This is a genomic window from Segeticoccus rhizosphaerae (assembly GCF_005222685.1).
Classification (GTDB): Bacteria; Actinomycetota; Actinomycetes; order Actinomycetales; family Dermatophilaceae; genus Segeticoccus; species Segeticoccus rhizosphaerae.
On sequence record NZ_SWMA01000019.1, the window covers coordinates 67,761 to 79,485 of the forward strand.

The window sequence follows — 11,725 nt, forward strand, 5'->3', positions numbered from 1 at the left end:
CCCGCCTTCCTCCACACCCCAGGAGTTCCTCGATGGTCGACGCCCGATGGCACACCCGTCTCCTCGACACCCAGACGTCTCGCCGGAAGCTGCTGGCGATGGCCGTCGTCGGCGCCGCCGGTATGACGGTCGGCGCCGCAACGCGCAGCGACGCCGCTCCACCGGCGGGCGGGCACACCTATCGGCTGACCGTGCTGGGAACGACGGACAGCCATGGCAACGTCTACAACTGGGACTACTTCAAGGACGCCGAATACGACGACAGCACCCACAACGACGTGGGCCTAGCCAAGATCAGCACGCTCGTCTCGGCGATGCGCAAGGAGCGCGGCGAGCGCAACTGCCTGATGCTCGACGCCGGTGACACCATCCAGGGCACTCCGCTCGCGTACTACTACGCCAAGATCGACCCGATCACCGGTGGCGCGAAGCACCCGATGGCCTTGGCCATGAACCAGATCGGTTACGACGCCGCGGCCCTGGGCAACCATGAGTTCAACTACGGCATGGACACGCTGCGCACCTTCGAGGGCCAGCTCGACTTCCCGCTGCTCGGCGCCAACGCCGTCGACTGGAACACCGGCGAACCGGTCTTCGAGCCCTACATCATCCGGACCGTCAGGCCCGGGAACGACAAACCGATCCGGGTCGGCATCCTCGGCCTGGTCACCCCTGGAGTCGCGATCTGGGACAAACACAACGTCGAGGGCAAGGTCCGCTTCGAGGGGATCGTCGAGCAGGCGGCCCGCTTCGTGCCGCAGATGAAGGCGGCCGGCGCCGACATCGTGATCGTCTCCTGCCACTCCGGCGCCGACACGTCGAGCTCCTACGGCGACGCGCTGCCCTACCCCGAGAACGCCAGCACGCTTCTGGCGAAAGGGGTCCCGGACATCGACGCGATCCTCGTCGGCCACGCGCACGTCGAGATCGCCGAGCGGTTCGTCACCAACGAGCAGACGGGCAAGCAGGTGCTGTTGTCCGAGCCGCTCAAGTGGGGGATGCGCCTGACCGTGATGGACCTCGACCTGAAGAAGGTCCGCGGGCAGTGGCAGGTCGCCTCCGCCCACTCGCACCTGCTCAACGCCAACACCGTGCCCGAGGACCCGGCGATCGCCGACATGCTGCGCGGTGACCAGAAGGACGTGCGGGGATACGTCAACTCGGTGATCGGCACCTGCCTGGCGGCGATGTCGGCGGGGACCTCGCGCTACGAGGACACCGCCGCGATGGACTTCATCAACCACGTGCAGGCGCAGGCGGTGGCCCAGGCCATCGCGGGCCAGCCCGAGGCGGGCTACCCGATGCTGTCCATCGCCGCACCCTTCAACCGAGATGCGAGCATCCCTGCCGGTGACGTCACGGTCCGCGACGTGGCCGGGCTCTACATCTACGACAACACCCTGCTCGGCATCGTGCTCACCGGCGCCGAGGTCAAGGCCTACCTCGAGTTCTCCGCGCGGTACTTCAAGCAGGTCCCCGGCCCGGGCACGTACGCGGCCGACAGCATCACCAACGCCGTCACCCCCGAGGCGCCAACCGGCACCCCAGACTACAACTACGACATCATGGGCGGCGTCGCCGCAGCGACCTCGCTGTCCTACGACATCGACATCGCCCAGGCCGTCGGTTCTCGGATCAAGAACCTGGCGTATGCCGGCACACCGGTCGCAGCAGACCAGAAGTTCGTCGTGGCGATCAACAACTACCGGCAGTCCGGCGGTGGTGGGTTCCCGGGCGTCACGACCGCACCGGTGGTCTACAACGCCCAGGTGGAGATCCGCCAGCTGCTCATCGACTGGGTCGCCGCCAACCAGGTCATCGACCCGAGCGACTTCTTCGTGCAGGACTGGAAGCTGGTCGCTGACGGCGGCGAGGTCGTCGTGCAGGACGACGGTGACGGCGGCCGCCACTGACGCCGTGACCTGATCGCAAACTCCCCCCGAGGTCCACCGACCCAACGCACCGTCCCCACCCGACGTCTGACCAGACGCAGGGAGGAAGGAGGCGGGTCGGTGGACCACTCGGGGCGGTCGTGCGATCCCGCGCTCGCGGGGCCGGGCAGGCAGACCTACTTCCCCGGCCTCGACGGCCTGCGGGCCGTTGCTGTCCTCGGGGTGATGCTCTACCACTTCGGAGTGCTGCAGGTCCCGGGCGGCTTCCTCGGTGTCGACGTCTTCTTCGTCCTGTCTGGCTACCTCATCACCGGCCAGCTGTGGGCGCGCTGGTCCGGTGGCTGCGTCGAACCGGGAAGGTTCTGGGCGGCAAGGATCCGGCGGCTCTTCCCCGCAGTGCTGTTCCTGCTCGCCGTCACCACGGCGGCCATGGTCACGGCCGGGCGCGACCAGCTGCGTGCCTACCTCGGAGATCTGGCGGCGGCGGGGACCTACACCTCGAACTGGTGGTACATCGTCCACCAGCGCTCCTACTTCGAGGCAACCGGCCGGCCGCCGGTCCTGCAGCACCTGTGGTCGCTGGCGGTCGAGGAGCAGTTCTACCTCGTCTGGCCGCTGGTCATCGTCACGGTGCTGCTCGTATGCCGGTCGGTCGCGGTCCGCCGTCGGGCGCTGCTGGTGGTCGCGGCCCTTCTGGCGGCGGGCTCGGCATACGCGATGTGGCGCGGTAGCGCGATGGACCACGTGCCCGGGGCAGGCGACCCGTCGCGCTGGTACTTCGGCACCGACTCGCACTCGATGGGCCTGCTCGTCGGAGCGGTGCTCGCGCTGTGGCGGTCCGGCGCCGGATTCGGGCCGGCGCTACCCGACCTGCCGCCTGCGCGTCTGCGCACCACATTGGTGGGGGCCGGCGGGCTGGCCGCGATTGGCTGGACCTTCGCGTCTGTGGACGAGTTCTCCACGCCGCTCTACCGATTCGGGTTCGCTGCAGTCGCGCTGGTCACTGCGGTCGTGGTGGCGGTGGCCACGCGGCCAGGGCTGGCGGCGACCGTGCTCGGCTGGGCGCCACTCCGGGTGGTCGGGCAGCGGTCCTACGGCCTCTACCTGTGGCACTGGCCGGTCGTCTGCTTCACCCGCCCCGGGCTGGACGTGGACCTGGACGGCTGGCGTCTCCTGCTGCTGCGGTTTGCCCTCACGGTGGTGCTGACCGAGACCAGCTACCGCTTCGTCGAGCAACCGGTGCGCCGGCTCGGTTGGCGGGAGGGGTGGCGGCGCCTGGTCTCGGCGCGCCTCAGCCCGGTGCTCGCGTCGGTCACCGCCGTCGTCGTCGGGCTGGTCGCCTTCGAGGCGGTGACCCCGCCGCCGATCGATCCGACGATCACCGCCGCCGCGATGGTCCGGCCCGGTGACACCGTCGTGCACCACCGGGCCACGCCCCCGACCACCGCGGGCACGTCCTCCGAGTCGTCCGGCCCGGCAACCACGGCGCCGGTCAGCCAACCGCGACGGACGATGCGCCGCCTGCCGACGACCCCCACGGCGGTGACCTCCACGTCGGTCACCATCTCGCCGGCGGGCGCCGCCCCATCGGCCGGGTCCACTGCCCATCTGACCGTTGCCGTCTATGCGGACTCGGTCGCCCTTGGCGCCGAAGGCCGGATGGCGCAGGACTTCGGCGCCGTGATCAACCACGCGACGGTCGGCGAGCAGGCTTGGGACCTCCTGCCGGCCCTGACATCCGCGGCCCGGGTCGGGCAGGTGCCCGGCGACGTCGTGCTGCTGCACACCGGGGACAACGGCGTGGTGTCACCCGACCAGTTGCAGGACGCCCTCGCGGCCCTGGCGGGCAAGCGGACGGTGGTGCTTGTCGTGCCGCGCGTGCCTCGTCCCTGGGAGCAGCACAACCTCGGCGTCATCCGGGCCGCGGCGGCCGGCTTCCGCAACGTGCGGCTCGCGGACTGGTACGACGTGTCGACCGACCACCCGGAATATTTCGTGGGCGACGGCATCCACCTGAGCTCCACGGGTGTGACTGCCTACACGCGGATGGTCCGAGCAGCAGTCCTCGACTCCTAGGTGGGGGGCCCAGCGGGTGCGAGCACCGGGGAGCCGACCAGCTCGGCACCGGCATCACGCAACTGGGCCAGCGCCTTCTCGGTCGTCGCCGCCGCCACACCGGCGGTCAGGTCGAGTAGCACCCGGGTCTGGAAACCCTCGTCGATCGCGTCGAGCGCCGTGGCCCTCACGCAGTGGTCGGTGGCGATGCCGACCACGTCGACCGCCTCGATCGCGCGGTCACGTAGCCAGTCGGCGAGCGCCACCTGTTTGTCGGACTCCGGTGTGCTGCCCTCGAACCCGCTGTAGGCCGCTTCGTGGACGCCCTTGCGGAAGATCGCCTCGACGTGCTCGAGGGCGGTCTCGGCATGAGGATGGAACAAGGCGCCGTCGGTGCCGATCCTGCAGTGCACCGGCCACGAGTCGACGAAGTCGGGTGAGTCCGACCAGTGGGCACCCGGGTCCTCGTGCCAGTCGGCCGTGGCGACGACGGCGGCGTAGTCGGGGCCGTGCGCCACGACATACTTGCTGATCGCGGTGGCGACCGAGGCGCCCCCGGTGACGCCCATCGACCCGCCCTCGCAGAAGTCGTTCTGGACGTCGACGAGGATCAGGGCCCGGGGCGCACCCTTGGCCATGCCGTCGTCTGCCGCCCCATGGTCGCCGCGTTCGTCGCCACTCATGTCCTCACCGTAGCCCGGCGGTGTGGCCACTCAGCGCCCGTGGTCCTCGTAGACCGTGGGGATCGCCGGCTCGCCGCGGGAGAGCTGCAGCGCCCGTGGTGGCAGCTCGGCGAGTGAGGCGTCGTGGCGCGCCCGGGCGGCCGCGAGGTCGGCGGCGGCGACGACCTCGCCGTCCCGCACCAGTGGCACCAGCAGCGACCGGTCGTCGCCGTCGTCGACCGCGGCGTCCCCGATCCCGATCACCTCGGCCTCGGCGACCCCGCGACGGTTCAACCGGCGCAGGGCATACTTGCGGCCGCCGATCGACAGCTTGTCCTTGCTCTTCTTGGCGACCCCGATCAGCGAGCCGTCGGCGCCCTCGCGCGCGACCAGCTTGTAGACCAGGCCCGCCGTCGGCGCACCAGACCCGGTCACCAGCGAGGTGCCCACGCCGTAGGAGTCGACCGGCGCGGCCGCCAGTGCGGCGATGGCGTATTCGTCCAGGTCGGAGGTCACGACGATCCTGGTGTTCGTGGCCCCGAGCGAGTCGAGCTGCTCGCGCACCTCGCGCGCCTGGACGAGCAGGTCGCCGGAGTCGATCCGCACCGCGCCGAGCTGCGGTCCCGCGATCTCGACGGCCAGGCGCACGGCGCGCGGCACGTCATACGTGTCCACCAGCAGGGTGGTCCCCGGCCCGAGGCTGGCGACCTGCGCCTCGAAGGCCTGTCGCTCGTCGTCGTGCACGAGGGTGAAGGCGTGCGCGCTCGTGCCCGCGGTCGGCACGCCATACGTGCGCCCGGCCTCCAGGTTGCTGGTTGTGGAGAAGCCCGCGACGTATGCCGCGCGGGCGGCGGCCACGGCCGCCCACTCGTGGGTGCGGCGCGACCCCATCTCGATGCAGGGTCGGCCGGCCGCGGCGCCGACCATCCGCGAGGCCGCAGAGGCAACTGCGGCGTCGTGGTTGAGGATCGACAGCACGAGCGTCTCGAGCAGGACGCCCTCGGCGAAGGGCGCCTCGACGATGAGCATGGGTGAGCCGGGGAAGAAGCACTCGCCCTCGGCGTAGCCCCACACGTCGCCGGAGAACCGGTAGTCCGACAGGTAGTCGAGGGTCTGCCGGTTGACCACCCCCGCGGTGCGCAGCCGATCCAGCTCGGCCTCGCCGAACCGGAAGTCGCGCAGCGCCTCGACCAGCCGTCCCGTTCCCGCCACTACTCCGTAGCGGCGCCCCTCGGGCAGTCGGCGCGCGAAGACCTCGAAGACACTGCGCCGCTCGGCGGCACCGCTGGCCAGGGCTGCCTCGAGCATGGTCAGCTCGTAGTGGTCGGTGAGCAGCGCCGTGCTGGCTGTCGGGTTCACGCCGGGAGCCTACCGGCACGTTCGTGCCCTCCACTGTTGCTGGGAGGTGGCGTCATCGATGACGCCACCTCGCAGCAACTACGCTGGGGCCTGTGTCCATCGCGCCCGCCGAGCAGCAGGAGGCCGACGTCGCTCCCGACGTCCGGCCGGACACCCCGTGGATCACGTTGGTGTGGAACGACCCGGTCAACCTGATGTCCTATGTCACCTGGGTCTTCGAGACCTACTTCGGCTACTCCCGGGCCAAGGCGGAACGATTGATGCTCGACGTGCACCAGTTGGGCAAGGCGGTCGTCTCCAACGGCACCCGCGAGAAGATGGAGCGCGACACCGAGGCGCTGCAGGGCTACGGGCTGTGGGCCACCTTCAGCAAGGACGAGTGAGTGGCCAGAGCCTTCCAGCGCAAGGGTGATCACTTCGTCGCCAAGCTCGACGAGGCCGAGTTGCAGGTGGTCTGCGCCCTGCTGACCCAGACCCGCGACCTGATCGCGCCGCCCGAGCAGGCGAGCACCGGCGATCCCTTCGACGACCTCGTCGCGAGCCTCGGTCCCGTCACGCCCGACGACGCCTCGAGCCTGGACACACCTCGCGACCCGGCGCTGGAGCGGCTGGTTCCCCGCGCCAACCGCGAGGACGACGAGATCGCCGACGAGTTCCGCAGGCTGACCGAGCGGGGGCTGCGCAGCCGCAAGGCGGGCAACCTGCAGGAGGCGATCGACGCTCTCCTGGCGGCGGACCCGCCCAAGGTCTCCCTGGACCAGGGCCAGGCCCAGGCGGTTGCCATGGCGCTCACCGACGTCCGGCTGGTCCTCGGGGAGCGGCTCGGCCTGCGCACCGACGAGGACGCCGAGGCCCTGCAGGAGAAGCTCGCGTTGGCCGAGCAGGAGGACGAGGACGACCCCGTGCTGCTGCTGTCGGCCTACTACGACTTCCTCACCTGGCTGCAGGAGTCGGTCACTCTCGCGCTGATGTCCTGAGCCCGCTGGGGAGACCGACAGCGCTTCACTAGGCTGAGGGCCACCATGACTGCATCGACCCCTGCCTCGACCCTGACCGGCCCCCGCCTGCGCGTTGCCCCCTCACCGACCGGTGACCCGCACGTCGGCACGGCCTACATGTCCATGTTCGACCTGGCCTACGCGCGCCAGCAGGGTGGCCAGTTCGTCCTGCGGATCGAGGACACCGACCGCAAGCGGCTCGTCGAGGGCGCCGAGGAGCAGGTCTACGACACTCTCCACTGGCTCGGGCTCGACTGGGACGAGGGACCGGACAAGGGCGGCCCCTTCGCGCCCTACCGCCAGTCCGAGCGCTTGGAGACCTACCAGCCGTATGTCGACCGGTTGCTCGCCGAGGGCAAGGCCTACCACTGCTGGTGCTCGGCCGAGCGGCTCACGCAGATGCGCGAACGACAGCAGAAGCTCAAGCAGGCGACCGGCTACGATCGGCTCTGCCTCGGGAAGACCCGCGAGGAGCGGGCCGAGCTGCCCGGTTTCACGCAGACGCCCGTGGTGCGGATGCTCGTGCCCGAGGACGTCGACCTGACCTGGGACGACCTGGTCATGGGCCGGTCCAGCGCGCCGCGCCCGGACGACCAGGTCATCCTCAAGGCCGACGGCTTCCCGACCTATCACCTTGCCGTCGTCGTCGACGACCACGAGATGGGCATCACCCACGTCGTGCGCGGCCAGGACTGGATGTCGAGCACTCCCAAGCACACGCTGCTCTACCAGATGCTCGGCCTGGAGCCGCCGAAGTTCGCCCACATGCCGCAGCTGCTCGAGTCGGGCAAGAAGAAGATCAGCAAGCGGCGCAACCCGTGGGCCCGGCTCACCTGGTTCCGTGAGCAGGGCTACCTGCCCGAGGCGCTGGTGAACTTCCTTGCCCTGCAGTGCTACCCGCCGATCGTCGAGGCCGACGGGTCTGAGCGCGAGATCTTCACGTTCGCCGATTTCACCGAGCGTTTCCAGTGGGACAAGGTCAAGCGCGCGGGCGCGATCTTCAACCTCGACAAGCTCGAGTGGCTCAACGGCCAGTACATCAGAGCCCTGGACGTCGACGACCTCGCAGACCGGATCGTGGCCCACCTGCGGCGGGTGGGCGTGATCGAGGGCGAGCCGACCGACGAGCAGCTCGCGCTGCTGCGGGCCGCCACCCCGTTGGTGCAGGAGCGCATGCAGCTGCTCTCGGAGGCGGAGGGGATGCTCGCGTTCCTCCTCGTCGCCGACGAGGACGTCCTGGTCGAGGACGATGCCGTCGCCTCGCTCAAGGGCGACCCGGCACAGGTCCTCGACGCAGCGCTGCCGGCTCTCGAGTCGCTGGACTCGTGGGCGGCCGACGACATCCAGGCCGCCCTGCGGGCCGCGATCGTGGACGGCCTGGGCATCAAGCCGAGGCTTGCCTTCGGACCGCTGCGGGTCGGCATCACCGGCCGGCGTGTCTCGCCGCCGCTGTTCGAGTCCATGGAGATCCTCGGCCGGGAGTCGACCCTGGCCCGGCTGCGCTCCTTCCGGGCCACCCTCTGAGCCGATGACCGCCAGCGCCGGCTCCCTGCTGCTCGACGTGGACGACACCCTCGTCGACACCCGGGCCGCGATGGTGGCGGCCGGCACCGCCGCGGTGGCCGCGCTCTGGCCGGAGGCGGGAGCCGAGGTGCACACCCGGGGCGGACTGATCTTCCACGGTGACCCGCGCGGCTACTTCGACCGCTTCGTCACAGGCGAGCTGACCTTCGCGCGGATGCGTGAGGCCAGGATCGCCGCCATGATCGACACCCTCGGGCTCCGCCCGGTCGAGGACATGGCCGGCCGGTTCGAGCGGGCCTACTCGCCGGCCTTCGCCCGGTGCCTACGGGCCTTCCCCGACGTCCGGCCGGCCCTCGACGAGCTGGCCGGCGCGGGGGTCCGGATCGGGGCCCTGACCAACTCCGACGGCCAGGCCACGGCCCGCAAGCTGCAGCTGACGGGGCTGGCCGAGGACTTCACGATGGTCGTCACCACCGACAGCCTGGGCTTCGGCAAGCCCGACCCTCGGGTCTTCGAACACGCCTGCGAGCTCTTGGGATCCGTGCCGAGCCAGACCGTCTACGTCGGAGACCACATCGAGGTCGACGCCCTCGGGGCGGTGAAGGCCGGGCTCGTCGGCGTGTGGCTGCGCCGGGAGGGGCCGCACGGTCCACGACAGGACCAGCACCGCACGGAGGATGACGCGCTCGCGGAAGCACACGGCATACCGGTCATCACCTCCCTCGCAGAAGTCATCGGGCTCGTGGCGGCGGCCGGGGAGGGCGAGGAGCGATCCGGGTGACGCAGTCGGTGCAGCGCTCCAGACTGGCTCGTGCACGGCTGCGCGCCAGGCGGCGGGTCGAGCGCCGACGCACCCTCGCGACCGTCGGTGTGGTCGCGATCGGCGGCGCCGTGGGGGCGGTGTGCCGCTACCTTGCCGGTGTGGCTTGGCCGACCGGGCACGGCACCTTCCCCGTGACCACGTTCGGCGTCAACGTCGTGGGGTGCGCTCTGATCGGCGTCTTCCTCGTCCTCGTCACCGATGTGTGGACGCCGCGGCCGCTGCTGCGGCCCTTCCTCGCCACCGGTCTGCTCGGCGGCTTCACGACCTTCTCGACGTATGCCGTGGACGGCCACGGCCTGCTCACGTCCGGCACGCCCGTGCTCGGACTCGTCTATCTCGTGGCCACGCCGGTGGCCGCCCTGGTCGCGGTGTGGGTCGCCGCGGCCGGCACGCGGTGGCTCGTCACCAGGAGGCTGACATGACCACACCCCACGACGTTCTCCACTTCCCTGCCACCGCACGAAGTTCTCCGCTCCGCACCGATACTTCGCCGGGGCCCCGGCCTCCGATACTTCGCGAGGACAACACATGACGCTCGACGGACCCGCGACCCGGCTCACCGTGATGGTGGGCGAGTCCGACACCTGGCACCACAAGCCGGTCTTCACCGAGATCGTCCACCGGGCCCACGCATTCGGGCTCGCGGGCGCCACGGTGGTGCGCGGGATCGAGGGATTCGGGCCCTCCCGGCACATCCACACCACGCGGATCCTGTCGCTGTCCGAGGACCTGCCGGTCATCGTGGTAGTGGTCGACAGCAGGGAGCGGATCGAGGCATTCCTGCCCGAGCTCGCGGAGCTGGAGCTCGAGGGGCTGGTGACCCTGGAGCCGTGCGAGGTCGTGCGGTATGCCGGCCGGCCGGGTGAGGAGGACGGGTGACCCTGCTGCTGGTCGCGGCCGGCGCGGCGGTCGGGGCACCGCTGCGCTACCTCACCGACCGTGCTGTGCAGTCCCGCCACGACACGGTCTTTCCCTGGGGGACCTTCGCGGTCAACGTGGTGGGGTCCTTCGTGCTCGGGGTCGTCGTCGGGGCGACGGTGGGCGGTGGTGTGGGTGCCTTCCGGGTGGAGCTGCTGCTCGGCACGGGCTTCTGCGGCGCTTTCACGACCTACTCGACCTTCTCCTACGAGACGCTGCGGCTGGTCGAGGAGGGCGCGACCCTGCACGGCGTCCTCAACGTGACGGGCAGCGTGCTGTGCGGACTCGGTGCGGCCTTCGGCGGCTACTTGCTCGCTGGCGCGGTCTGGGGCTGAGCCGCGGGACGACGCTGAGGCGAGGACTCGGCATACAGTCTCGGGGTGTTCCTCACCACACCCTTCACCGACCTGCGCCTGACCACTGCTGACCTCGTTCTGCGTCCGGTCGACGAGGCCGGTCTCAGCACGCTGGTCGTGGTGCTGCCGGACGACGTCGAGCTCGACCCGCGGGCCACCACGTATGACGGGGTGGGCCCCCACGAGCGCCGCGCTGCCGCGCTGCGACAGACCACCTGGGCTTCGGCGGGGACGTGGAGCCCGGCGGACTGGGCGCTGCCCTTCGTGGTGGCTGCCGGAGGCGAAGTGGTCGGCAGCCAGGTGCTGGAGGGGACGGACTTCCGGCACACCCGCACGGTCGACTCGGCGTCGTGGTTGGTGCCGGGCGCACGGGGCCGCGGGTGGGGTGTGCAGGCGAGGGCCGCGGTGCTGGCGCTGGCCTTCGGGTGGCTGGAGGCGGAGTATGCGGTCTCCTCGGCGTGGCACGACAACCACGCTTCGCTGGCCGTCTCGAGGAGGTTGGGCTACGAGCCGAACGGGGAGACGATCCACCACGGCGGGGACCGCGTGGACACGATGGTGCACCTGCGGCTGCGTCGCGCCCGCTGGGTCGAGGACGGGGCGGGGGACACCGTGCGCGTCGAGGGGTTCGCGGCGTGCCGCCCCTACTTCGGGCTGCAGGGGCGAGGACCGGAGGACAGAGCCGCGGGCGAGTCGACGGAAGAGGAGCAGGCGGATTTGGGTCGGGTGCGTCCGGGCCGGTAAGGTTTGCCCTCGGGTCACCGTCCGAAGGCCGCGAGGCGCGCGGACCGGTGATACCCCCTTGGGGTATGGTGTAATTGGCAGCACGACTGATTCTGGTTCAGTTAGTCTAGGTTCGAGTCCTGGTACCCCAGCGCTGTTCGTTCCCGGCCGCGAGGCTCGGGCGATTCGGAGAAACCCCACCGCACCCGGTATGGTTCTTCCGCTGCCTGGCGGACGTCACGTCAGGACAGCACCAGCTAGGGCCCCGTTGTGTAGCGGCCTAGCACGCCGCCCTCTCAAGGCGGTAGCGCGGGTTCGAATCCCGTCGGGGCTACCACTGCGATGTCTCGCGACACCGTTGACAGGTGTCGCGAGACATCGTTGCATTCAGGGTCTTGTTTTGCGAGGGCCTGGT

The 11,725-nt window shown here is 70.4% G+C and carries 12 protein-coding genes and 2 tRNA genes; 12 read left to right on the forward strand and 2 right to left on the reverse strand.

Annotated elements, in window-relative coordinates; genetic code table 11:
* Positions 1 to 32 precede the first annotated feature (32 nt).
* Both FCN22_RS13540 and FCN22_RS13545 read left to right on the forward strand, forming a co-directional pair.
* Positions 33 to 1,913 (forward strand): bifunctional metallophosphatase/5'-nucleotidase, encoded by a 1,881-nt coding sequence (locus FCN22_RS13540; protein WP_137122092.1) that lies wholly within the window; start codon positions 33 to 35, stop codon positions 1,911 to 1,913.
* 99 nt (positions 1,914 to 2,012) lie between these two features.
* Positions 2,013 to 3,968: an acyltransferase family protein gene (locus FCN22_RS13545; protein WP_137122093.1), complete on the forward strand. Its 1,956-nt coding sequence runs from the start codon at positions 2,013 to 2,015 to the stop codon at positions 3,966 to 3,968.
* Here FCN22_RS13545 and FCN22_RS13550 read toward each other — a convergent pair.
* Positions 3,965 to 4,585 (reverse strand): isochorismatase family protein, encoded by a 621-nt coding sequence (locus FCN22_RS13550; RefSeq protein WP_137122105.1) that lies wholly within the window; start codon positions 4,583 to 4,585, stop codon positions 3,965 to 3,967. The two genes, FCN22_RS13545 and FCN22_RS13550, sit on opposite strands and share 4 nt — an antisense overlap.
* A gap of 75 nt (positions 4,586 to 4,660) precedes the next feature.
* Positions 4,661 to 5,968, reverse strand: coding sequence for a nicotinate phosphoribosyltransferase (locus FCN22_RS13555; RefSeq protein ID WP_137122094.1), 1,308 nt, complete (start codon positions 5,966 to 5,968; stop codon positions 4,661 to 4,663).
* 92 nt (positions 5,969 to 6,060) lie between these two features.
* Between FCN22_RS13555 and clpS the strand changes: the two genes are divergently transcribed.
* The 10 genes from clpS to FCN22_RS13605 all read left to right on the forward strand — a co-directional run bounded on the left by clpS (position 6,061) and on the right by FCN22_RS13605 (position 11,647).
* Entirely contained in the window at positions 6,061 to 6,351 is a 291-nt protein-coding gene (clpS, locus tag FCN22_RS13560; RefSeq protein WP_137122095.1) for an ATP-dependent Clp protease adapter ClpS, read from the forward strand.
* A complete protein-coding gene (locus FCN22_RS13565) occupies positions 6,352 to 6,945 on the forward strand; it encodes a DUF2017 domain-containing protein (protein ID WP_137122096.1) in 594 nt (197 codons plus the stop codon).
* Between the two features lie 45 nt (positions 6,946 to 6,990).
* Entirely contained in the window at positions 6,991 to 8,490 is a 1,500-nt protein-coding gene (gene gltX / locus FCN22_RS13570) for a glutamate--tRNA ligase (RefSeq protein ID WP_137122097.1), read from the forward strand.
* Positions 8,491 to 8,494: 4 nt separating this feature from the next.
* Entirely contained in the window at positions 8,495 to 9,271 is a 777-nt protein-coding gene (locus FCN22_RS13575; RefSeq protein WP_137122098.1) for an HAD family hydrolase, read from the forward strand.
* Positions 9,268 to 9,735 (forward strand): fluoride efflux transporter FluC, encoded by a 468-nt coding sequence (locus tag FCN22_RS13580; protein WP_202911571.1) that lies wholly within the window; start codon positions 9,268 to 9,270, stop codon positions 9,733 to 9,735. The genes FCN22_RS13575 and FCN22_RS13580 overlap by 4 nt, the downstream gene beginning before the upstream one ends.
* A gap of 106 nt (positions 9,736 to 9,841) precedes the next feature.
* Positions 9,842 to 10,192 (forward strand): DUF190 domain-containing protein, encoded by a 351-nt coding sequence (locus FCN22_RS13585; protein ID WP_137122099.1) that lies wholly within the window; start codon positions 9,842 to 9,844, stop codon positions 10,190 to 10,192.
* The gene (gene crcB / locus FCN22_RS13590) at positions 10,189 to 10,566 is read left to right on the forward strand and encodes a fluoride efflux transporter CrcB (RefSeq protein ID WP_137122100.1); all 378 of its coding nucleotides are present in this window, start codon (positions 10,189 to 10,191) and stop codon (positions 10,564 to 10,566) included. The genes FCN22_RS13585 and crcB overlap by 4 nt, the downstream gene beginning before the upstream one ends.
* Before the next feature lie 45 nt (positions 10,567 to 10,611).
* A complete protein-coding gene (locus FCN22_RS13595) occupies positions 10,612 to 11,331 on the forward strand; it encodes a GNAT family N-acetyltransferase (RefSeq protein ID WP_137122101.1) in 720 nt (239 codons plus the stop codon).
* Positions 11,332 to 11,390: 59 nt separating this feature from the next.
* A tRNA-Gln gene (locus tag FCN22_RS13600) sits at positions 11,391 to 11,462 on the forward strand.
* A 109-nt stretch (positions 11,463 to 11,571) separates the two neighbouring features.
* Positions 11,572 to 11,647, forward strand: a tRNA-Glu gene (locus tag FCN22_RS13605).
* Positions 11,648 to 11,725: the final 78 nt, after the last annotated feature.